Source organism: Streptomyces sp. NPDC046821 (genome assembly GCF_040645335.1).
In the GTDB taxonomy this organism is placed as follows: domain Bacteria; phylum Actinomycetota; class Actinomycetes; order Streptomycetales; family Streptomycetaceae; genus Streptomyces.
On sequence record NZ_JBEYYB010000002.1, the window covers coordinates 207,440 to 229,668 of the forward strand.

Below are 22,229 nucleotides of genomic sequence, written 5' to 3' on the forward strand. Positions count from 1 at the left end.
GGCGCTCAGCCGGGCGTGGACGGGCCGCGAGGCACGCCCCCTGCCCCCTCTCCCTCCCCACACACACAGAGAACAGCCCCAGACCCTTACGCCGGGTCTGGGGCTGTTCTCTTGCCCTTGCAAGTGACTACGCAGGGAACCATTTCCCGGCCCGTCTAAGAGCCGTTCCGGCGCTCACCGTAGCGATGTCCCCCTGGCCCACGTACAGCCCGTTTCCGGGCCGCACAGGGCCGCGTCACCCACCCCGCCCGAGAGGGCCTACGCACCCCCGGACACGCCGAAGGGGCGGTCCACCCCCCATCGGGTGGACCGCCCCTCCGTTAGGCCGGCAGTGGCCGGATCAGCCCTTCAGGGGGCGGATCGCGGTCGGCGCGTGGCCGGGCTCGGTGGCGAGCTCCTCGAACTCCCGGACGTCGCTGATGTCGGCCGTCGGGCTCATCGAGATGTTCGTGATGCGCTCGAGGATGGCCTCGACGACGACCGGGACGCGGTACTCGGCGGCCAGCTTCTTGGCCTCCTCGAAGGCCGGCAGGAGCTGGTCGGGCTCGGTGACGCGGATCGCCTTGCAGCCGAGGCCCTCGGCGACCTTGACGTGGTCGACGCCGTAGACGCCCAGCTCGGGGCTGTTCTGGTTCTCGAACTCCAGGTTGACCTGGAAGTTGATGTCCAGACCGATCTGCGCCTGACGGATCAGGCCCAGGTAGGCGTTGTTGACCAGGACGTGGACGTACGGGATGCGGTGCTGCGCACCGACCGCCAGCTCCTCGATCATGAACTGGAAGTCGTAGTCACCGGACAGCGCGACGACCTGGGTCTCCGGGTCGGCGGTGGCGACACCGAGCGCGGCCGGGATGGTCCAGCCGAGCGGGCCGGCCTGGCCGCAGTTGATCCAGTGACGCGGCTTGTAGACGTGCAGCATCTGCGCGCCGGCGATCTGGGAGAGGCCGATGGTCGTGACGTAGCGGGTGTCGGGCCCGAACGCCTTGTTCATCTCCTCGTAGACGCGCTGCGGCTTCATCGGCACGTTGTCGAAGTGCGTGCGGCGGTGCAGCGTGCCCTTGCGCTCCAGGTGCGAGGCGACCCAGGCGGAGCGGTCGGGGAGCTTGCCCGCGGCCTTGAGCTCCTTGGCGACCTCGACGAACAGCTCGAGGGCGGCCTTGGCGTCGGAGGCGATCCCGTAGTCCGGCGCGAAGATCTTGCCGATCTGGGTCGGCTCGATGTCGACGTGGACGAACTTGCGGCCCTCGCGGTACACGTCCAGCTTGTAGCCGGTGTGACGGTTGGCCCAGCGGTTGCCGATGCCGAGGACGAAGTCCGACTCGAGGAACGTGGCGTTGCCGTAGCGGTGACCGGTCTGCTGACCGACCATGCCGGCGTTCAGGTCGTGGTCGTCCGGGATGGTGCCCCAGCCCATGAGGGTCGGGACGACCGGCGTGTTGGTGATCTCGGCGAACTCGACCAGCAGGTCGGAGGCGTCCGCGTTGATGATGCCGCCACCGGCGACGATCAGCGGGCGCTCGGACTCGACGAGGAACTGGATCGCCTTCTCGATCTGGGCGCGCGTCGCGGCGGGCTTGTAGACCGGCAGCGGCTCGTACGTCTCCGGGTCGAACTCGATCTCGGTCTGCTGGACGTCGATCGGCAGGTCGATGAGGACCGGGCCGGGACGGCCGGAACGCATCAGGTGGAAGGCCTGCTGGAAGACGCCGGGCACCTGGGCGGCCTCGAGGACCGTGACGGCCATCTTGGCGACGGGCTTGGCGATCGAGGCGATGTCGACGGCCTGGAAGTCCTCCTTGTGCAGGAGGTGGCTGGGCGCCTGGCCCGTGATGCACAGGATCGGGATCGAGTCACCGATCGCCGAGTACAGGCCGGTGATCATGTCGGTGCCGGCCGGGCCGGACGTACCGATGGCGACACCGATGTTGCCCGGGTTGGTACGGGTGTAGCCCTCGGCCATGTGCGTCGCGCCCTCGACGTGACGGGCCAGCGTGTGGTTGATGCCACCCACGGTCTTGAGGGACTTGTAGAAGGGGTTGATGGCGGCACCCGGCACGCCGAACGCGTTGGTCACGCCTTCGCGCTTGAGGATCTCAACTGCCGCGTCGGCAGCGGTCATGCGAGCCATTGAGTTCTCCTGCTTCGGCTGTCGGATTCGCGCTCCCGTCGCGCCCCGCGGCGAGCTCTGAGTCCGTGTCGTCTTCTTCGTAGTTTGCGTCTTCTAATTTCCACATTGCGGAAAGTAGGTTCTGCTATATGGAAGCAATGTAGGCGGCGGCGCCCCGACCGTCAAGAGAGAGGGCGGCTATTGGAGCGGTCTCTCGCCGTCCCCCTGCCGTATCGGGGCCGTTTGGAGCACCATGGCCCCCAAGGGCGGTATGCCATCGCATGAGCCGGGGTGCGGACCCCGGGGAGGATGCCGGGGGAGTTCATGACTCAGAGCGTGCAAGTGCGATGCCCGGCCTGCCGGCGCGATCAGATGTACGCGCCACCCGTCTATCCGTGCGCGTGCGGGGCGCCCGTCGAACCTCCGCTGCGGACCGACGAGCCCGCCCAGATGGTCACCCACCGCACGTGGCTCGACGACTGGGTCACCGTGCGCTGCAAAACCTGCGGGCGCCGGGACCGCTGGCCACGCCCGGAGCTCGGCTGCGCGTGCGGCACGATCCTCCGGGTTCCGGTCCAGGGCGATCCCGCGCCCAGCCATGACGCGTCATCCGACGCGGACCACGCCTGGCCGACGCCCGCCACTCCCCCGGGGCCCGCCCACATCCCGCTGCCGCCGACGGCTCCGCCGCCCCGGCCCCCGTTCAAGCCGGTGCCCATCCGCAGCGCGCGCGACGCGGTGACCGCCGTCGCCCTGTACCTGCGCTGGCTCGGCTACCGCGACATCCGCCGCGCCGACCAGCGCCCCTCGTCCGGCATCGGCCTCGCGGCCCGCGGGGTCGTCGTCCAGGTCGAGCCGTCCGTACGGCCCGCGACGCTGCGGGACGTGGAGTGCCTGTGGCTGACCTGCATGACCGAGTCGGCGCCGGTCTGCATCTACTTCTCCCTCGCCGGCTACGACGAGGACGCCCGCACCCGAGCCGACGAACTCGACGTCCCCCTCTTCGTCCTCGACCTCGCCGGTATGCCCCAGCCGGTCAACGTCCCGGCCGACGAACTGATCGCGGCCGGGGCGTAGGCCCCGGCCGCGATGGGTTCGGAAGATCAGTGGGTCAGCGGGTCCTCATTCGGGCGCGTCCGCGTAGTTCTCCCGCAGCTCGATCTTGCGGACCTTGCCGCTCACCGTCATCGGGAACGTCTCCAGGATGGTCAGCCGGGACGGGGTCTTGTAGTGGGCCAGGCGGTCGTGGCAGTACGCGCGCAGCTCCTCCAGGGTGAGCGTGTCCTGCGGGTCGCGGAGGATCACACAGGCCAGGACCACCTCTCCGTACCGCTCGTCGGGTACGCCCACGACCTGGACGTCCGCGATCTTCGGGTGGGAGTAGAGGAACTCCTCGATCTCGCGCGGGTAGATGTTCTCGCCGCCCCTGATGATCATGTCCTTGATGCGGCCGACGATCTGGACGTAGCCGTCCTCGCGCAGGACCGCGAGGTCGCCGGTGTGCATCCAGCGGCCCTGGTCGATGACGTCGGCCGTCTTCTGCGGCTCGTCCCAGTAGCCGAGCATCACGCTGTAGCCGCGGGTGCACAGCTCGCCGGCCTCGCCGCGCGGCAGCGTCACGCCGGTGACCGGGTCGACGACCTTGACCTCGATGTGCGGCAGGACGCGCCCGACCGTGCCGGTGCGCCGCTCCAGGTCGTCGTCTCGGCGCGTCTGCGTGGACACCGGCGAGGTCTCGGTCATGCCGTAGCAGATGGAGACCTCCTCCATGTGCATCTCGGCGACGACCCGCTTCATGACCTCGACGGGGCACGGGGAGCCCGCCATGATGCCGGTGCGCAGGGACGACAGGTCGTACGCCCGGAAGTCGGGGAGGTTCAGCTCCGCGATGAACATCGTCGGGACGCCGTACAGGGACGTGCAGCGCTCGGCTTCGACGGCCTTCAGGGTGGCGACGGGGTCGAAGGACGGGGCCGGGATCACGATGCACGCGCCGTGCGAGGTGGCTCCGAGGTTGCCCATGACCATGCCGAAGCAGTGGTAGAAGGGCACCGGCAGACAGACCCGGTCCTGCTCGGTGTAGGCGATGGTCTCGCCCACCCAGTAGCCGTTGTTCAGGATGTTGTGGTGCGAGAGCGTGGCTCCCTTGGGGAAGCCGGTCGTGCCCGAGGTGTACTGGATGTTGATCGGGTCGTCACAGCTCAACTCGGCCTGTCTCGCGGCGAGTTGTTCGACGGTCACCGACGCGGAGGCCGCCGCCAGCAGGTCCCAGCCGGGGTCGCCGATGAACACCGTCTCGCGCAGCTCGGGGCAGTTCGTCCGCACCTGCCCGACGAGGGCCCGGTAGTCGCTGCCCTTGTGCTCGGTGGAGGCGACGAGGAGCGAGACGCCCGCCTGCTTGAGCACGAACTCCAGCTCGTGGGCGCGGTACGCGGGGTTGATGTTCACCATGATCGCGCCGATGCGCGCGGTCGCGTACTGCACGAGGACCCACTCGGGGCAGTTGACCGCCCAGATGCCGACCCGGTCTCCCTTGCCCACACCCCTGGCCATGAGGCCGCGTGCCAACTCGTCGACGTCCGCGCCGAATTGGGCGTAGGTCCAGCGGCGGCCGGACGGCATGTCGACGAGGGCGTCGCGGTCGGGGAAAGCGGTCACGGCCCGGGCGAGGTTGCGGCCGATGGTGTCTCCGAGGAGCGGTGCGGGGTCCGTCCCGTGGGTGTAGGAGTCGAGCTCGACGGTCACCGGAAATCCTCCTCGCGGAATTCGGCGGTCGAGCCCTGAGCGGTGCGCTCACGCAGCTCGATGCGCCGGATCTTGCCTGACACGGTCTTGGGCAGTTCGGCGAACTCCAGTCGCCGGACACGCTTGTACGGGGCGAGCACGGCGCGCGAGTGCTCGAACAGGAGCTTCGCGGTGCCGGGCCCGGGCTCGAAGCCCTCGGCGAGCACGATGTACGCCTTCGGGACGGCGAGGCGCAGCTCGTCGGGGGCGGGCACGACGGCGGCCTCGGCGACGGCCTCGTGTTCGAGGAGCGCGCTCTCCAGCTCGAACGGGCTGATCTTGTAGTCGGAAGCCTTGAAGACGTCGTCGGCGCGGCCGACGTAGGTCAGATAGCCGTCCGCGTCGCGGGAACCGATGTCGCCGGTGCGGTAGTAGCCGCCGGCCATGGCCTCGGCGGTGCGCTCGGGGTCACCGTGGTAGCCGGTCATGAGGCCTACGGGGCGGGCGGACAGGTCGAGGCTGATCTCGCCCTCGCTCGCGCCGGGCTCGCCGGTCACGGGGTCGAGGAGCTCGACTTTGTAGCCGGGACTGGGGCGCCCCATGGACCCGGTCTTGAGCTCCTGACCTGGGCTGTTGGAGACCTGTACGGCGGTCTCCGTCTGCCCGAAGCCGTCCCGGATGGTGACGCCCCAGGCGCGCCGCACCTGCTCGATGACCTCGGGGTTCAGCGGCTCGCCCGCGGCGACGACTGCGCGCGGCGGGGTCGCGAGCTGCGTCAGGTCGGCCTGGATGAGCATCCGCCACACGGTGGGCGGCGCGCAGAACGACGTGACGCCCGCGCGCTCCATGACCTCCATGAGGCGGCCCGCGTCGAAGCGTGTGTAGTTGTAGAGGAAGACGGTCGCCTCCGCGTTCCACGGCGCGAAGAAATTCGACCAGGCGTGCTTGGCCCAGCCGGGTGACGAGATGTTCAGATGGACGTCCCCGGGCCGCAGCCCGATCCAGAACATCGTCGCCAAGTGCCCCACGGGATACGACACATGGGTGTGCTCGACGAGCTTGGGCCGGGCGGTCGTGCCGGACGTGAAGTACAGGAGCAGCGGATCGGCCGCGAGGGTGACCCCGTCGGGCTCGAAGGTCTCGGCGGCGCCGTCGGCGTCCTCGTACGCGCTCCAGCCCGGGGCCCGCGCGCCGACCACGATGCGGGTGTAGTCGCCGGGGACCTCGGCGAACTTCCCGACGTCCTCGGGCCGCACCATGACGTGCCGTGCGCGGCCCCGGTCGACGCGGTCGCGCAGGTCGGCGGGGCCGAGCAGGGGCGTCGCGGGGATGACGACGGCACGCAGCTTCATCGCGGCGAGCATGATCTCCCACAGCTCCACCTGGTTGCCGAGCATCAGGAGGATCCGGTCGCCCGCGACGACGCCCTGGCCGCGCAGCCAGTTCGCGACCCGGTTCGAGCGGCGGCGCATGGTGTCGAAGGTGAAGCGGCCCTCACGGCCGTCCTCCTCGACGATGTGCAGGGCGGTCCTGCCGTTGCCGTCGGCGATGACGTCGAACCAGTCGAGGGCCCAGTTGAAGCGCTCGGGCCGGGGCCAGGCGAAGCCGTCGTACGCGGCCCGGTAGTCGTCCGCGTGCCGGAGCAGGAAGTCCCGCGCGGCGCGGAACTCCTCGGTGGGGCCCCGGCCGGTACCGGGCGTCTCCGTCGTCAATGTGTCCTCCTCGTTGCGGACCTTGCCTGCCATCGTGTAATCCGTGACGCAGATCTCACCACCCCCGGACGGGGGTGGGTCATTGGAAGGACGCGGCGAGTGAGCGCAGACGGGGCCGACGCGGTGGAGATGCGGGCCGCTCTGGTGCGGCTGCGGCGGGGCACGGGGCTGCCCGTCGCGTTCGGCGGCCTGATGACGGGCAAGGGCGGCTCGGTGCGCATCGGTGAGCTGAGCGGCGCGGCGACGGGCGTGCTGCACGGCCTCTCCATCGCGACGGGCAACGGCCTCGGCGGTAAGGCGCTCGCCCTGTCCCGGCCGTGCGCGGTCACGGACTACCCGGTCTCGCGCCACATCAGCCACGAGTACGACGCGGCGGTCGCCGCGGAGGGTCTCCTCTCGGTGCTGGCGGTCCCCGTCGTCGTACGCCGCCGGGTCCGCGGCGTCCTCTACGGGGCCCTGCGCACCGCCCAGCCGCTGGGCGACCGCACGCTGAGCGAGGCGGTGGCGGCGGCGCGGGACGTGGAGCAGGCGCTGGTGGTACGGGACGAGGTGCGGGCGCTGCTGGCGGCGGCGGGGGTTGGGGCGGGTGCGGGTGCCGTCGGCGCGGGGGCAGGTGGTGCCGGCGCGGGTGGTGCTCGGGCGGGTGGTGCTCGGGGTGCCGGTGGGGGGCCGGCGGGCGGTCTCGCGGCCGGTTCGGCCGCGTGGGAGGAGGTCCGGGAGGCGCACGGTGCGCTGCGGGCGCTCGCGCCTCGCGTCGTGGACCCCGCGCTGCGGGAGGAACTGCTCGCGGTGTGCGGCCGGCTCGCCTCGGCGACGGCGCCGCCGCGCGTACGGGACGTGGGGCTCACGCCCCGCGAGGTCGACGTGCTGGCGTGCGTGGCGTCGGGCGCGACGAACGCGGCCACGGCAGAACGGCTGGGGCTGCGCCCGGAGACGGTGAAGAGCTATCTGCGCTCGGCGATGCGCAAGCTGGGGGCACACACGCGCCTGGAGGCGGTGGTGGCGGCGCGCAGGGCGGGGTTGCTGCCGTAGGCGCCGCCTCGCGGCATGTCCGTTGCCTATTCCCCGCACTCATGGGTGGACGGATCCACCACGACGCGGTCGAGCAGACTCCGGAGCAGGGCCTGTTCGGCGTCGGTGAGGTCGCCGAAGAGCTCGCGCTCGGCCTCGCTCACGGCCTCGTCGACGCGCTCCAGGGCCTCCCGGCCTGCCGGGGTGATCTCCACGATGTGGCGCCGCCGGTCGGCCGGGTCACGACGCCGTTCACACAGCTCCGCCGACTCCAACTCGTTGAGTATGGCGACGAGTTGGCTCGGATCGACCTCCATGGCGGCGGCCAGTTCGCGCTGGCTGGTGGCGCCGGGGGCTAGTCGCATCAGGGTCATGGCGTTACGCGGGTGGAGCCCGGCGCCGGAGTCCTGGATGCCGTGGCTCGCGACGGCGAAGGCGGCGGGCGCGCTGGGCCTGCTGGCGGGCCTGGTCGTCGCACCGCTCGGCATGGCCGCGGCGACGGGCCTGGTGCTGTACTTCATCGGAGCGGTGATCTCCCACGTACGCGTGAAGGACTACGCGGTGGCCCCGGTCATCGTCCTCACGCTGCTGGCGGCGGGCGCGCTGGTGCTGCGGATAGCTTCCGCCTGACCTGCCCCGCCCCACCGATGTCAGTGACGGCTGCGACGCTGACGGCATGACGCCTTGGAACTTGTCGGCCATCGACCAAGCACTGCACGCGAGTTGGGCCGCCGACACGTGCTCACCGGACGACCTCGCTCGCGCCGGATGGCAGCCGACCAATCCGGCATGGGGTCACTGCGACATCACCTCTTTGATCGTGAACGACATCTTCGGCGGCGATCTCGTGGTCGGCGAGGTCCACCGCGACGGGGAACAGCAGGGGTTCCACTGGTGGAATCAGCTGCCCAGCGGTGTCGAACTCGACCTGACGCGCGAGCAGTTCCGGGACGGCCAGACCGTGACCGCGGCCCGCGCCGTCAAGCGCCCGCCGGGGCCTCTGCCTCGGCGCTGGGAGGAGTACCTGCTCCTGCGTGAGCGCGTCATGAAACACCTCGGCCACCTCCCAGGCCCGGCCGCCTGACACGGGTCAGGTCGTGCGGCGGGCCTGGGCGCGGGCCCGGCGGCCGAGTTCCATGGCGAGCAGGCCGAGCAGTACGGCCAGGGCTCCGCCGACCACTCCGTTCCCGGTACCGGGGCCGCCGTCGGCCACGGCGAGGTTCAGGGCACCGACGACCGTGGCGATCAGGCCCGTCGCCAGCGCCACGACCGACCCGTTCCCGGCGCGGCGGAGGGCGCGGACGCCGACGATCACGCCCGCCAGCCCCAGCAGCGCGGCCGATGTGGCCCAGAGCCGGGCGGCGGTCAGGGTGTAGGCGCCGACGGCGGCCGACTGCAACTGGGGGTGGGCGGAGGCTGGTTCGGCGAGCATGAAGGTGGCGATCAGGGCTGCGGTGGCCGTCAGCGTCAGGGCCTTTGGGATGTACACGGGGGCTCCTTCTCCTTCAGGGCGGGGCTTGGATCGAGCATGTCCGCCGCGACCGCCTCCCGTCGTCCGGCGGATGCGTACATTGCTCGCTGCCGCCGTTGCCGTAGGAGGCGGAAACGTACTGCGTCCGCGGTAGTCGGGGTGTCATCCCCGCGCCCGAGTCGCCCGCGCGTGGCGCCGATTAGGGTGCGGCGCATGAGTACAGGACGGCCCGGTGTCGTGGACTGGGTGATCGCCGTCGGGGTGGCGGCGACGCTGCTCGTCACCGGGGTGTCCGGCCGGCCCTCAGGCGCCGTCCTCGACCTGCTCGGGTACGTGCTCCTCGCCGCGGGCGGTCTCGCGCTCGTCGTACGGCGCCGGGCCTCCGTTCCCGTGCTGGCCGTCACCGGGCTGTGTGCGGTTGGGTATCAGGCGGCCGGGTTCGACGTGCCGGCCGTCGCGTACCTGTTCGCCGTGTTCGCGGCCGTACGGGCCGGGCAGCGCACCGTCACCGTGGCGGTGAGCCTGACCATGCTGGCCGCGCTGCCCGTCGCCGCCCTCGTGTCGGGCCCGCTCGACGTGGGCGAGGCGTTCGCGCGGGCCCGGGGCGCCCTCGAACTGGCCTGGCTCATCGCGGCCGGCGCCGCCGGCGAGGCCCTGCGGCAGGCCGAGGCACGGGCGGACGAGGCCGAACGGACCCGCGAGGAGACCGCGCGACGGCGGGCGGACGCGGAACGGCTGCGTATCGCACGGGAGTTGCACGATTCGCTCACGCATCAGATCTCGGTCATCAAGTTGCAGGCCGAGGTCGCCGTGCATGTGGCCCGCAGGCGGGGCGAGGAGGTACCGGAGGCGCTGCTCGCGATCCAGGAGGCGGGACGTGAGGCCGTCCGGGAGCTGCGGGCCACGCTGGAGGCGCTGCGTGATGACGACACGGCCCCGCCGCGTGGGCTCGACGACGTGCCCGAACTGGTGGAAAGCGCCCGTGCGTTGGGACTGGATCTGACTCTGGCGATCGAGAGGCGCCGCGACGACGTACCGGCCGCCGTGGACCGTACCGTCTACCGGATCGTCCAGGAATCGCTCACCAACATCGCCCGCCACGCGGGCGTGACCACGGCGTCGGTCCGGATCGACTACGGCGCGGACACCCTGGCCGTACGTGTCGAAGACGACGGCAGGTCGACCACCCGGACGGCGGGCACCGCCCCCACGCCCGGCGTCGGCCTGCTGGGGATGCGCGAACGCGTCACCGCCCTCGGCGGGCGGCTGAAAGCCGGACCGCGCGCCGGAGGCGGCTTCACGGTCCAGGCCGAACTCCCCGTGGACCGGACCTCGTGATCCGTGTCCTGCTGGCCGACGACCAGCCGCTCGTCCGCAGCGGGTTCCGCGCGCTCCTCGATCTCGAGGAGGACATCGAGGTGGTGGCCGAGGCCGCCGACGGGGCGGAGGCCGTGGCGCTGGCCAGGGAGCAGCTGCCCGACGTCGCACTCGTCGACGTACAGATGCCGGTGGTCGACGGCATCGAGGCGACCCGCCGCATCGCCGCCGACCCGGCACTCGCCGGGGTGCACGTCGTCATCCTGACCAACTACGGCCTGGACGAATACGTCTTCGACGCGCTGCGCGCGGGCGCCGCCGGATTCCTGGTGAAGGACATCGTCCCCGAGGACTTCCTGCACGCGGTACGTGTAGCCGCGCGGGGCGACGCCCTGCTCGCCCCGTCGATCACCCGCAAGCTCATCGACCGCTACGTCACCCAGCCGCTCCGCCCCCGCACCGGCCCGGGCCTCGCGGCACTGACCAACCGCGAACGCGAGGCGGTCGCCCTGGTGGCCCAGGGCCTGTCCAACGACCAGATCGCCGCCCGCATGGTGATCAGCCCGATGACGGCGAAGACCCACCTCAACCGCGCGATGACCAAACTCCACGCGCGGGACCGGGCCCAACTGGTCGTCCTCGCCTACGAGTCCGGCCTGGTGAGCCCCTGAACCTGGCCAGGTTCTCGCACCGTAGACCCGTCGGCCCGACCCGATTCCACGCACCCCGGTAAACCTTCCCGCTCGCTCCCGCAACAAAGCAGCACCACGCCGGACAGGCGTAGGTGCTGACGAGCTGGAGGGCAGTCGTGACGACACCGCACCACTCCGATTCCCACACCCCACCTCCCCGCGCGGGCGGCCGGCCCGGCCGGTTCCGGCGGACGCTGGTCGCCGTGGGCGCGACGGCCGCCCTGGTCGGCGGCGTCGGCGCGGCCTCGGCCGTGACCGACCAGGGCGACCGGCACCGGGCCATCGTCACGCCCGACGCACCCGCCGCCATCGGGCCCTACTCGCAGGGGATCAACGCCGGGAACCTCACCTTCGTCTCCGGGCAGCTGCCCATCGACCCGAAGACGGGTGCCATCCCGGCCGGCGCCTCCATCGAGGACCAGACACGGCAGGCGCTGCGCAATGTCGAGGCCGTGCTGAAGGCCGAAGGCATGTCGGCCAAGCACGTGGTCAGCACCACGGTCTACGTCGCCGACCTGGACGACTTCGCCCGCCTCAACGCTGTCTACGCCGAGTTCTTCAACTCCTCCGCACCGCCCGCCCGGGCCACCGTCGAGGTCGCGCGCCTGCCGCGTGACGCGAAGGTCGAGATTTCCGCGATCGCCGTCCGCTGAACACCACCGAAGGGACGAAGTCATGGCTGGGCCAAGACTGAACAACCGTAAGGAAGCCGGGTTCTCCCGGCGCGGATTCGTCGGACTGCTGGGCGCCGGTACCGCGTCCGTCGGCCTCGGGACGGTCGGTGTCACCCCGGCCGCGGCCGCCGCTGCCGCCGGTGCGACCTCCACCGAGCTGCCGCCGCCGTCCTCACCGGCGTACTGGGACGCCGTACGGCGCCTGTTCCTGCTGGACAAGAAGGTGCTGTTCATGAACGTCGGCACCGTCGGGTCGCCGCCCCGCGAGGTGCTCGACACCGTCGACCGGGTGCACCGCGAGGTGGCCGTCGGCGCGGTCTCCGCCTACAGCGACTTCTCCGACGTGCGGGCCGTGGCGGCCCGCGGCTACGGGTGCGACCCGGACGAGGTCACCATCTCGCACAACACGAGCGACGGCATGGCGAAGATCATGGCCGGTCTCGCGCTCAAGGAGGGCGACGAGATCCTCACCACCAACCATGAACACTCCGGCGGCAACTCGCCCATGGCCGAGGCGCGGGACCGGCACGGGGTGGTGATCAAGCGCGTGGAAATGCCGGTCGGGAACGGCCAACGCGCCGAGGACTACGTCGAGTTGTTCCGCAAGGCCATCACCTCGCGCACCAAGGTCATGGTGTTCTCCGCGCCCACCTACAAGACCGGCACCATGCTGCCCATCCAGCTCCTCGCGAAGCTCGCGCAGGACCACGGGCTGATCAGCGTCGTCGACGGTGCGCACATCCCCGGCATGATGGCGTACAACTTCAACGAGCTGGGCGTCGACTTCCTCGCCGGATCTGCCGCGAAGTGGCAGTGCGGGCCGGGTGGCACGGGTGTCCTCTACGTCCGCAACAAGGTGCGGCCGCGCTACAACCCCAACCCGCTGCCCGAGTTCTGGCCCGTGGTGTCCAGCGGCTACCCCGAGGCCGGTCTGCCGGCGCGCTCGAGCGGGGCGACGGCGAGCTACGACATGGCCTCGAAACTGCAGACCATCGGCAACAGCAGCCTCGCGATCATGGCGGGCGTGGCCAACGTCTGCGAGGTCTGGGACCGGATCGGCCGGGACAGGATCCAGAACCATGTCCTCGGGCTCTCCGGCTATCTGAAGGAGCTGATCGTCGAGCGCTGGGGCGTGAAGTCCCTGTACTCGCCGAAGGACGACCCCCGTCTGGTGTGCGCGCTCACCTCCTTCGCGCCGTTCCGCGACCCGGCTGACGTCTACGACGCGGCGAAGACGACGGCGTTCGTCGCGCGGCTCAAGGACGAGTACGGGATCGTGATCCGCACCAGCGACTTCCCGGTGATCGGCTCGGCCAGGTCCCACCAGGCGGTCCGGGTGTCCACCCACCTCTTCCACCAGAAGGAGGACGTGGAGCGGATCGTCGACGCGATGTGGCGGCTGTCGGGCGACATGGGCTGAGGCTCACTCCGGGAGGTTCACTCCAGGAGGCTCACGCCGGTCGCCACGGGGCCGCGGGATCTGTTCCCGCGGCCCCGTGGCGTGTGCGCCTCAGGGCTGAACAAGCCCTGGGCCAGGGCCGGATCAGGGCTGGACGATCACGTCGATCCGCTCGTGGCGCGGCGCGCGGGCCGGTTCGGCGAGGGAGTGCAGCGCCCACAGGCCCGCCAGGTCGGCGACGGCCACGATCACCACCGCGAGGACGAGCATGACCAGGCGCCGGCGCCGGTCCCGGCGCTGCCACTCCGAACGGGCCTTGGCATAGGCGTCCGGGGAGGGCACCACGGTCGAGGCCAGCGAGTCGAGGGTGTCGCGCAGCCGGGCCTCGGGGTCGTCCACACTCATCGATGGCTCTCCATGGCTTGCGACAGCGCGTGCATACCGCGGAAGATGTGCGACTTCACCGCGCCCACACTGATCCCCATCGACTCGGCTATCTCCCGCTCCTTCAGGTCCATCCAGTACCGCAGCACCAGCGCCTCCCGCTGCCGGGTGGGCAGGTTCTTCAGCGCGTCGACCATCTGCCGCTGGTCCTCGTGCAGCAGCGCGGTCGACTCGGCGGAGGCGATGTGGGACAGCTCCACGTTCGCATGGCGGCGCGACACCTGGAGGCGCCGGATGCGGATCCGCACGAGATTGCACACCACGGAACGAAGGTACGCGGGTGCCGCCTCCGGCGCACGCAGTCGGTACCAGCGGCTGTGCAGCACACAGAACCCCTCGGCCACGATGTCCTCCGCGTCCTGCTCGGCTCCCAACAGCACGGCCAGGCGCACCAGTTGGGCGTGATGGCCGTCGAAGAGGCGGATCATCGCCGTCTCGCGTTCCACGTCCCGCAGGTCGACGCCCGCTTCGTGCTCCGCAGCGGCGCCACCCGGCCCACGGGAGGGTTCGTGGCCGCTGTCGAGGTCTCCGGCAGCGTTCCCGACCGCCGTCGCGGGGCCGCCCGTCCGGTGCCAGGGCTTGTCGGTTCCTCTCATGACGTCGCCCCGTTCCGGCTCGCGACGCCGGTGGGTCTGAGTACGCCGGACAGACCGCGCGGCACGCCCAGGCGGTCGAGGAGCGGGCTCGTGAGGCCGACGACCGCGAGGTTGACGGCGAGGCCGACCACACCCGCGTACACCTGGACGTCCACCGGGCCGAACGAGAGGCGGACCAGGGAGGAGAAGCCTGCGCGGTTGACCAGGACGGTGCCGACCACCATGCCGAGGAGCCAGCCGGTGAGCAGGGAGATGCGGTGGGGTGTGCGCTGCCGCAGGCCCAGCACGATCGCCGGCAGGATCTGCAGCACCCAGACGGCCCCGAGCAGGTGCAGATTGATGGCGGCCTGGTCGCGCACGCCCAGCGCGAACGCGAGCGCCCCGACCTTGACGATCAGCGACATCAGCCGGGCCATACGGGTCACTTGGGCCGCCGTCGCCGTCGGGTTGACGAACTCCAAGTAGACGTTCCGCGCGAACAGTGTCGCCGCACCGATCGACATCACCGCCGCCGGTACGAGCGCCGCCACGACGATCGCGCCGAGGAGCAGCCCGGCCGCCCAGCCCGGCGCGAGGTCGAGGACGAGCAGCGGGATCGCCAGCTCGCTGCGTCCCGGCGGGGGCCGGACCCCCGACACGAGCGCCGCGATGCCGAACAGTGCGAAGAGGGCGAGCATCGCCGTCCAGCCGTGCAGCGTGACGGACGACCGGCGCAGTACGCGGCCGTTGCGCGCAGAGAACGCCACCATCAGGACGTGCGGAAAGGCGAACAGAGCGAGCGCCGAGCCGACGGCGAGGGAGATGTATGCCGGCGCCAGCGAGGGGTCAGGCACGAGCGCCGAGGTGCCACCGGCCGCCCCGAACGCGGCGCCGGCTCGGGTGAACAGGTCTGCCGGTGAGCCGAGTTCGGCGAGGACGAGGGCGCCGATGGCGAGCGTCGAGCCGACGACAAGCACCGCCTTGACGACCGATACGAGGGTCGGTGCGCGCAGCCCGTACCGGTACGTGGAGACGGCGAGCACCGCGAACACGACGGTGAGCGCCACGTCGCCCGCGAGACCGTCGGCCCCGATGCCCAGCACGCTGAGTACGGCGCGCAGGCCGAGCAGTTGCAGGGCGATGTACGGCATCGTCGCGAAGATCCCGGTGAGCGCGACGGCGAGCGCGAGCAGCGGCGATCCGTAGCGCACCCGGACGAAGTCGGCGACGGTGACGTGCCCGTGGGCCCGCGCCGTCTTCGCGAGGCGGGGCAGCAGAACGAAGGCGATCGCGCAGATGATCACCGTGTAGGGCAGGGCGTAGAAGCCGATGCCGCCGGATGTGAAGACCGCACCGGGCACGGCCGTGAACGTGTACGCGGTGTAGACGGTGCCTCCGAGCAGGCACCAGACGAGACCGCTGCCCTGCCGGCGGTCGGCCAGGGCCCAGTCCTCCAGGTCCGCCCTGACCCCGGTGCCGCCCGAGGTGATGCGGGCGCTCCTCAGCGCGATCACCGAGGCGACGCACACGACGGCCGCACAGGTGATCGCAGGGGCGAGGTTGCTCATGAATCCTCCACGCTCGACATGACCTGATGTCCGGCCGAGTCGCGGTAAACCCTCACGGGCCCACACGCAACTACCGGACGCAGACCCCTCGCCGGGAGGCCGTCGTCAGGCCGGACAGTCAGCAGCGTGGAGAGGAACGCCCCTGAACGTTGAGGAGTGAAGCACGCATTCCAGCCCAGGAACAGACCACGGACAAAGGGATATTCGCGCCCCGCGCGGGGCTGTCACCTGCCCGGACGACGTTCCTGACGAGAAGAGAGGAGGTGTCGGGCCATGACCGAAGAACGCCCTTTGAAAACAAGGCACATGATGGACCGTCAGGCACCTGTCCGCGCCAACGCGGCACGCACCGCAGCCCGGTTGTGTCTCGCGGCGGCGTTCATCGGTCCGCTGCTCGCGCCCCTGTCCATGCGGACGGAGCCGCGACTGCTCGGCTGGCCCTTCTTCTACTGGTACCAGCTGGCCTGGGTGCCACTGGGCGCCGCACTGCTGGTCGGCGCCATGGCCTTCCGGCGGCTCGGCAGGAGGCAGGAATCTCCTGTCAACCAGTCGGCCCACCAGGGCAACTCCCCCTAGAACCCCCGCCCCTCGCTTCCCAAGACGCACTTCCAGAGACGCACTTCCAGAGACGCGCAAGAGTCGTCCCCGAACACCTGGAGCAACTGTGTCCGTCAACGGCGCCCACAGGGCGAGACCCACTCCGAGAACGATCCTGATCTGGACGGGCGTCGCCGTGGTCGGCGCCGTCGCCTGGGGCATGGTCGCGCTGTCCAGGGGCGAGGAGATCTCCGCCGTCTGGCTGGTCGTGGCAGCGCTCGGCTCGTACGCGATCGCGTACCGCTTCTACTCGCGCTTCATCGCCCGCCGGGTCCTGGAACTCGACGACCGTCGCGCGACGCCCGCCGAGCGCCTCGACGACGGGATCGACTTCCAGCCCACCGACCGGCGCGTCCTGTTCGGCCATCACTTCGCCGCCATCGCGGGCGCCGGGCCGCTCGTCGGACCCGTCATGGCGGCGCAGATGGGTTACCTGCCGGGCACGATCTGGATCGTCGTCGGCGTGATCTTCGCCGGAGCCGTCCAGGACATGGTGGTGCTGTTCATCTCCATGCGGCGGGACGGGAAGAGCCTCGGGCAGATGGCCCGCGAGGAGATCGGCCGGGTGGGCGGTGCCGCGGCGCTGATCGCCGTACTGGCCATCATGATCATCCTGCTGGCCGTGCTCGCCCTCGTGGTCGTCAACGCGCTCGCGGCCTCGCCGTGGGGCACCTTCTCGGTGGCCATGACGATCCCCATCGCCCTGCTCATGGGCTTCTACCTGCGCTATCTGCGGCCCGGCCGGGTCATCGAGACCAGCGTCATCGGTGTCGTCCTGCTGTTGTTCGCGATCGCGGGCGGCGGCTGGGTCGAGAGCTCGTCCTGGGCCGGGACGTTCACGTGGGCGCCGACCACGCTGGTCTTCTGTCTCGTCGGCTACGGGTTCGTCGCCTCGGTGCTGCCGGTGTGGATGCTTCTTGCCCCGCGTGACTATCTGTCGACCTTCATGAAGATCGGCACGATCGTGCTGCTCGCCGTCGGCGTCGTGGCCACCGCGCCGCTCCTGAAGAACGACGCTGTGACCCCGTTCGCCTCCTCGGGCACCGGCCCCGTCTTCGCCGGCGCACTCTTCCCGTTCCTGTTCATCACGATCGCCTGCGGCGCCCTGTCCGGCTTCCATGCCCTGGTCTCCTCCGGCACCACCCCCAAGCTCATCCAGAAGGAGTCGCAGGTCCGGCTCATCGGCTACGGCGCGATGCTCATGGAGTCCTTCGTCGCCGTGATGGCGCTGGTCGCGGCGTCCGTGCTCGACCCCGGCCTGTATTACGCGATGAACGCCCCGGCCGGCCTGCTCGGCACGACGGTGGACAGCGCCTCCCAGGCGGTGGCGGGCCTCGGTTTCACCATCAGCCCGCAGGACCTGGCGGCGGCCGCCCACTCGGTCGAGGAACACACCCTGATCGCCCGTACCGGCGGGGCGCCGACCCTCGCCCTAGGCATGTCCGACATCTTCTCCCGGGTGTTCGGCGGTCACGCCATGAAGGCGTTCTGGTACCACTTCGCGATCATGTTCGAGGCGCTGTTCATCCTCACCACGGTCGACGCCGGCACCCGGGTCGGCCGCTTCATGCTCCAGGACATGCTCGGCAACGTCTGGAAGCCGATCGGCCGGGTCACGTGGAAGCCCGGAATCTGGCTCACCAGCGCCGTCATCACCGGCCTGTGGGGCTACTTCCTCTACGTCGGCGCCACCGACCCGCTCGGCGGGATCAACCAGCTCTTCCCGCTGTTCGGCATCGCCAACCAGCTCCTCGCGGCGATCGCGCTGACCGTGGGCACGACCCTGCTCGTCAAGGCCGGGAAACTGCGGTGGGCGTGGGTCACGGGCGTACCGCTGGCGTGGGACGTGGCCGTCACGTTCACCGCCGGCTGGCAGAAGATCTTCGACAGCAACCCGAAGATCGGCTTCTTCGCCCAGCGCGAGCTGTACGCGGACGCGCTCGACGCCGGGAAGATCCTGCCCCCGGCGAAGTCGCTCGACGACATGCGGACGGTGGTGCTCAACTCCACGGTGGACGGCGTCATCATGGCCGTCTTCCTCGTCCTGGTCGCGCTCGTGATCGGCCACGCGGCCGTGATCTGCGTACGGGCGATGCGCTCGCCGCAGCCACTGCCGACCTCACAGACCCCGTTCGTGGAATCCACCCTCACCGTGCCCGCGCCGCGCTCCAGGACACTGGCCGGCGCGTCCACGAGCCGCATCGAACGGGAGTGAGCACCCTGAACCCGCTGACGCGGCTGCTGCGGGGCATCCGCTGGTACCTGAGGGAGATCTCCGGCACGGCGGACTACGAACGCCACTGCCGACGGTACGAGGAGCAGCATCCCGGCGAACCGGTACCGACTCGGCGGGCCTACGAACGCCACCGGTCCCGGCATCGCGAGGCCAACCCTCAGAGCCGCTGCTGCTGAGCCGCCGTTGCCGAGCCGCCGTTGCTTAGGGAACCCCGGCGCCCCCAGGGCAAGGTCATCCCGACCCCGCCCCGGGGGCGCCTTCATCCCGGCCTGCCGGCGATGTGGCTAGGCGGCAAACCACGAAGGCACCGGACTCCGTCGCCGGGCAGCAGGCCGAAAAGGCACTTGCCAAGATCCGCCACAACCCTTGACGCCACCCCCCACCCCCTATTGAATATGCGACCAATAGACGTGTTCACCGGGTATGCCGCCCACTGATCCGTCGGCTCCTCGTGCATTCTTTCGGAGGACTGCGTGTCATCCCCGCGAACCCAGACGTCGGTACGGATCACCCCGTCCTCGGCTCCGCCCGACCCCGCCGGTCGCGTGGAGACGCACGGTATCGACGTCATCCCGGACGACGAACGGCGCGGCCGCGCACGGGAGTTGTTCGCCGTGTGGGCGGCGCCGAACGTCAGTTATCTCAGCCTGGTCCTCGGCGGCGCCCTCGTTCTGTCCGGGCTCACCATGTGGCAGGCGTTCGCCGTGATCGTGGTGGGCAACCTGCTGTGGGCCCTGGTCGGCCTGGTCGCCGTGAGCGGACCGGCGGCGGGCGTGCCCAGTGAGGTGATCACCCGGGCGATGTTCGGCGTCCGGGGAAACCGGGTGGCCATCGCCGTGAACGGCTGGTTCGCCTCGCTCTGCTATCTCGCCCTCAACTGGGCCGCCGCCTCCGTCGCCGCCGTCAGCCTGGCGGACCGGCTCGGCTTCCCGGCGGGCACGGGCATGACGACCGTGATCATCGTGACCATCGCCGCGATCACGCTCGCCATCAGCGTCTACGGGCACGCCACCATCGTGAAGCTGTACCTGCCCTTCACGCTGGCGCTGACCGCGATCTTCGTGGCCCTCGCCGCGTTCGTCATGGGCCACACCGAGTGGGGCTACCGGCCCGCGCACCCGCTGCACGGCGGCGCGCTGTGGGCGGCTCTCTCCGGCGGCATCGCGCTCATCGCGTCGACCCCGCTCTCGTACAGCAACAGCGCGGACTTCTCGCGTTATCTGCCGCGCGCCACCTCACGGGGCGCGGTCGCGATGTGGACGGCGCTCGGTGGCTTCGTGCCGGGCGTGCTGTTCACCGCGCTCGGTGTGATGGCCGGGACCGCGCTCGACATGTCCGACCCGCAGGAGGCGCTGGCGACGATCGTCCCGCCGTGGTTCCAGCCGACGTTCCTGTTCGCGATCATCCTCGGCGCCATCGCCAACAACGCGATGACCGCCTACAGTTCGGGCCTCGCCCTCCAGGCGGCCGGCGTCCGGATCCGCCGCTCCCTCAGCATTGCCGTGAACGGCGCGATCGGCGTGGGCCTCACCCTGTACGCGCTGCTCGTCTCCAATTTCCTCGACACCGTCAGCAGCATCCTCGAACTGATGGCCGCACTGATGGGCCCCGCGATCGCGGTCTACGCCGCCGACATCCTGTGGCGCCGCAACCGCTACGACGGCCACCTGCTGACGGACGAGTCCCGGGGCGGCCTGTACTGGTACACCGGCGGCGTCAACTGGGCGGGAGTCACCGCCCTGCTCCTCGGCACCATCGTCGCCTCGCAGTGCCTGGACACCTCGATGTACACCGGCCCGATCGCCGGCGCGGCGGGCGGCCTCGACCTGTCCCTGCCCGCCGGAATCACCGTCTCCGCCACGGCCTACGTCGTACTGATGCGGGCACATCGCCGCCGGGCCCGAGCGTAAGACGGCACCGGCTGCTGCTTTCCCAACCCGCCGGCGCCTACGTCCCACAGGCCTGCACTGACGTACTGATCGGGTCACCAGGTACGCGGGAGGTAAACCGTCGGCGCGGGGCGCTTTCCTGCGTCCTGTGTTCCTGACGTGCCCCCGACACCCCTCCCCCACCCCGACTCACCCCCTAGAGTTGATCTCCCGACCTCGGATGGGGGATGACATGCGGCGTTACGACCGGCTCCGGCAGATCCTGCAACTCGACCCGGACACAGACTGGCTGACGATCTATCGGCTCAGCAGCACACTCGAGTTCCCGTGGGACTACACGCGGGCGCTGGAGCTCGCCCTCTACCGCACGTACGCCGTCCCGAGCATCGGCGCGCTGCTCGACCGGACGGCCGAGCTGACGGAGCGTTCGCAGAAGCGGTACGACGACACGGCACTCCTGCTGGACGCGGTGGTCGAGCACGGCTTCGACAGCGTCCAGGGCCGTACGGCGATCCGCCGCATCAACCAGATGCACCGCAGCTACGACATCAGCAACGACGACATGCGCTACGTCCTGTGCACGTTCGTCGTGGTGCCCAAGCGCTGGCTCGACGCGTACGGCTGGCGCAGGCTGTCACGCCACGAGACGACGGCCGCGGCGCACTACTACCGCACCCTGGGCCGGCACATGGGCATCCAGGACGTCCCGGGTTCGTACGAGGAGTTCGAGAGCTGCCTCGACACGTACGAGGCCGAGCACTTCGGTCTGGACGAGGGGGCGCGCCGGGTGTCGGACGCGACGCTCGCCCTCATGGCGTCCTGGTACCCGGGCTTCCTCGCCCCGGCCCTGAAGAAGTCAACGCTGGCACTGCTTGACGACCCACTGCTCCGCGCGTTCGGCTACGAGGCACCGGGTGCCGCCACGCGCAAGCTCGTCCAAGGCGCCGTACGGCTGCGCGGCCGAGCGGTCCGGCTGCTGCCGCCGCGCAGCACCCCGCACTACGCCCGGCAGAACCCCGAGATCAAGGGCTACCCGAACGGCTACCGGATCGCCGACCTCGGCACCTTCCCGACGCCGGGCCGAGGCGGCTGCCCCGTCCCGCACGCGGCATCGTCCACCGAGGGCACCGCGGACGATCACTGACCACGCCGCCGGGCGTGACCCACGGGCCGGCTCTAGGGCCGGTCTTCAAATTCCCGTCGTCCGCCCGGAGGGCGGGCCTGGCGGCGTCTGGTGCGTGCGATCGCAAGGCGGCGGAGAGCCCTCGATGGGGGTCCCCCCGCTCGAGCGACGCCGAGAGCTGGGGGAGTGCGTGCCAGGCGTCGCCAGGCAGGCGGCAACTGAAGACCGGCCCTAGGATCCGGCCTGTGGCCCTGATCCGAATCACCCGTGAATCGCCGCTCCCGGCGGCCGAGGCGTGGCGCCGCCTGACGGACTGGCAGCGCCACGGCGACGTCGTCCCGCTCACCCGCGTCAGGGTCACCACCCCTCCCCCGACCGGCGAGGGCACCGTCTTCGTGCCCCGCACGGGCGTGGGCCGGCTCGCCTTCGACGACCCGATGGAAGTCGTCACCTGGGCGCCCCCGTACGCCGACACCCCGGGCCACTGCCGCCTGGAAAAACGCGGCACGTTCATCACCGGCTGGGCCGAGATCGAGGTGACCCCGCACGGCCCCGGCTCCCGCATCACCTGGCACGAGGAGATCCACGTACGCCGACTACCACGCCGCTGCGATCCCTTGTTGGCGCGAGCGGGCCACCTGATGTTCTCGCGTGCGGTCAATGGGCTTCTGACATACGGGAGTTGAGTGG

At 70.6% G+C, this 22,229-nt stretch carries 21 protein-coding genes and 1 pseudogene; 14 read left to right on the forward strand and 8 right to left on the reverse strand.

Translation table 11 applies throughout. The features are described from left to right. Positions 1-340: 340 nt before the first annotated feature. Positions 341-2,128, reverse strand: a complete 1,788-nt coding sequence (gene gcl / locus ABZ893_RS04540; RefSeq protein ID WP_361396642.1) for a glyoxylate carboligase — start codon at positions 2,126-2,128, stop codon at positions 341-343. 303 nt (positions 2,129-2,431) lie between these two features. Here gcl and ABZ893_RS04545 point away from each other — a divergent pair, with 303 nt between their 5' ends. Next, a complete protein-coding gene (locus tag ABZ893_RS04545) occupies positions 2,432-3,184 on the forward strand; it encodes a hypothetical protein (protein WP_361396645.1) in 753 nt (250 codons plus the stop codon). A 45-nt stretch (positions 3,185-3,229) separates the two neighbouring features. Here ABZ893_RS04545 and ABZ893_RS04550 read toward each other — a convergent pair whose 3' ends face one another. After that, entirely contained in the window at positions 3,230-4,852 is a 1,623-nt protein-coding gene (locus ABZ893_RS04550; protein WP_361396648.1) for an AMP-binding protein, read from the reverse strand. Beyond that, positions 4,849-6,576: an AMP-binding protein gene (locus tag ABZ893_RS04555; RefSeq protein ID WP_361396651.1), complete on the reverse strand. Its 1,728-nt coding sequence runs from the start codon at positions 6,574-6,576 to the stop codon at positions 4,849-4,851. Before ABZ893_RS04555 ends, ABZ893_RS04550 begins: the two co-directional genes overlap by 4 nt. A 66-nt stretch (positions 6,577-6,642) precedes the next feature. Between ABZ893_RS04555 and ABZ893_RS04560 the strand changes: the two genes are divergently transcribed. Next, positions 6,643-7,575, forward strand: coding sequence for a helix-turn-helix transcriptional regulator (locus tag ABZ893_RS04560; protein ID WP_361396654.1), 933 nt, complete (start codon positions 6,643-6,645; stop codon positions 7,573-7,575). Positions 7,576-7,601: 26 nt separating this feature from the next. Here ABZ893_RS04560 and ABZ893_RS04565 read toward each other — a convergent pair whose 3' ends face one another. Beyond that, the gene (locus ABZ893_RS04565) at positions 7,602-7,928 is read right to left on the reverse strand and encodes a MarR family transcriptional regulator (protein WP_361396657.1); all 327 of its coding nucleotides are present in this window, start codon (positions 7,926-7,928) and stop codon (positions 7,602-7,604) included. Positions 7,929-7,953: 25 nt separating this feature from the next. On the opposite strand from ABZ893_RS04565, the pseudogene ABZ893_RS04570 reads away from it, so the two are divergent. Both ABZ893_RS04570 and ABZ893_RS04575 read left to right on the forward strand, forming a co-directional pair. Further along, a pseudogene (locus tag ABZ893_RS04570) lies at positions 7,954-8,184 on the forward strand (DoxX family protein); the annotation flags it as partial. 46 nt (positions 8,185-8,230) lie between these two features. Continuing rightward, complete coding sequence (locus tag ABZ893_RS04575) at positions 8,231-8,638, forward strand: hypothetical protein (RefSeq protein ID WP_361396660.1); 408 nt, start codon at positions 8,231-8,233, stop codon at positions 8,636-8,638. A 6-nt stretch (positions 8,639-8,644) separates the two neighbouring features. Here the strand turns inward: ABZ893_RS04575 and ABZ893_RS04580 are convergent, their stop codons facing one another. Beyond that, a complete protein-coding gene (locus ABZ893_RS04580) occupies positions 8,645-9,043 on the reverse strand; it encodes a DUF6223 family protein (protein WP_361396662.1) in 399 nt (132 codons plus the stop codon). 195 nt (positions 9,044-9,238) lie between these two features. Here ABZ893_RS04580 and ABZ893_RS04585 point away from each other — a divergent pair, with 195 nt between their 5' ends. From ABZ893_RS04585 to ABZ893_RS04600, 4 genes are all read left to right on the forward strand, one after another. Continuing rightward, entirely contained in the window at positions 9,239-10,363 is a 1,125-nt protein-coding gene (locus ABZ893_RS04585) for a histidine kinase (protein WP_361396664.1), read from the forward strand. Continuing rightward, a complete protein-coding gene (locus tag ABZ893_RS04590; RefSeq protein ID WP_361396667.1) occupies positions 10,360-11,013 on the forward strand; it encodes a response regulator transcription factor in 654 nt (217 codons plus the stop codon). The genes ABZ893_RS04585 and ABZ893_RS04590 overlap by 4 nt, the downstream gene beginning before the upstream one ends. A gap of 137 nt (positions 11,014-11,150) precedes the next feature. Continuing rightward, a complete protein-coding gene (locus tag ABZ893_RS04595; protein WP_361396669.1) occupies positions 11,151-11,687 on the forward strand; it encodes a RidA family protein in 537 nt (178 codons plus the stop codon). Between the two features lie 22 nt (positions 11,688-11,709). Then, positions 11,710-13,128: an aminotransferase class V-fold PLP-dependent enzyme gene (locus ABZ893_RS04600; protein WP_361396672.1), complete on the forward strand. Its 1,419-nt coding sequence runs from the start codon at positions 11,710-11,712 to the stop codon at positions 13,126-13,128. 123 nt (positions 13,129-13,251) lie between these two features. Here ABZ893_RS04600 and ABZ893_RS04605 read toward each other — a convergent pair whose 3' ends face one another. The 3 genes from ABZ893_RS04605 to ABZ893_RS04615 are packed head-to-tail and all read right to left on the reverse strand — an operon-like array spanning position 13,252 to position 15,694. Next, the gene (locus ABZ893_RS04605) at positions 13,252-13,512 is read right to left on the reverse strand and encodes a hypothetical protein (RefSeq protein ID WP_361396674.1); all 261 of its coding nucleotides are present in this window, start codon (positions 13,510-13,512) and stop codon (positions 13,252-13,254) included. Continuing rightward, entirely contained in the window at positions 13,509-14,147 is a 639-nt protein-coding gene (locus ABZ893_RS04610; protein WP_361396676.1) for a sigma-70 family RNA polymerase sigma factor, read from the reverse strand. Before ABZ893_RS04610 ends, ABZ893_RS04605 begins: the two co-directional genes overlap by 4 nt. Beyond that, the gene (locus tag ABZ893_RS04615) at positions 14,144-15,694 is read right to left on the reverse strand and encodes a sodium:solute symporter (RefSeq protein WP_361396679.1); all 1,551 of its coding nucleotides are present in this window, start codon (positions 15,692-15,694) and stop codon (positions 14,144-14,146) included. The genes ABZ893_RS04610 and ABZ893_RS04615 overlap by 4 nt, the downstream gene beginning before the upstream one ends. 273 nt (positions 15,695-15,967) lie before the next feature. Here ABZ893_RS04615 and ABZ893_RS04620 point away from each other — a divergent pair, with 273 nt between their 5' ends. From ABZ893_RS04620 to ABZ893_RS04645, 6 genes are all read left to right on the forward strand, one after another. Next, positions 15,968-16,270: a DUF3311 domain-containing protein gene (locus ABZ893_RS04620; RefSeq protein WP_361396683.1), complete on the forward strand. Its 303-nt coding sequence runs from the start codon at positions 15,968-15,970 to the stop codon at positions 16,268-16,270. A gap of 181 nt (positions 16,271-16,451) precedes the next feature. Continuing rightward, positions 16,452-18,506, forward strand: a complete 2,055-nt coding sequence (locus ABZ893_RS04625) for a carbon starvation CstA family protein (RefSeq protein WP_361397689.1) — start codon at positions 16,452-16,454, stop codon at positions 18,504-18,506. Next, on the forward strand, positions 18,503-18,703 hold the full coding sequence (locus ABZ893_RS04630) for a YbdD/YjiX family protein (protein ID WP_361396686.1): 201 nt from the start codon (positions 18,503-18,505) through the stop codon (positions 18,701-18,703). Before ABZ893_RS04625 ends, ABZ893_RS04630 begins: the two co-directional genes overlap by 4 nt. A 330-nt stretch (positions 18,704-19,033) precedes the next feature. Continuing rightward, on the forward strand, positions 19,034-20,437 hold the full coding sequence (locus tag ABZ893_RS04635) for a cytosine permease (protein ID WP_361397692.1): 1,404 nt from the start codon (positions 19,034-19,036) through the stop codon (positions 20,435-20,437). Positions 20,438-20,648: 211 nt separating this feature from the next. Further along, positions 20,649-21,560: an oxygenase MpaB family protein gene (locus ABZ893_RS04640; RefSeq protein ID WP_361396689.1), complete on the forward strand. Its 912-nt coding sequence runs from the start codon at positions 20,649-20,651 to the stop codon at positions 21,558-21,560. Between the two features lie 224 nt (positions 21,561-21,784). Beyond that, positions 21,785-22,225, forward strand: a complete 441-nt coding sequence (locus ABZ893_RS04645) for an SRPBCC family protein (RefSeq protein ID WP_361396691.1) — start codon at positions 21,785-21,787, stop codon at positions 22,223-22,225. Positions 22,226-22,229: the final 4 nt, after the last annotated feature.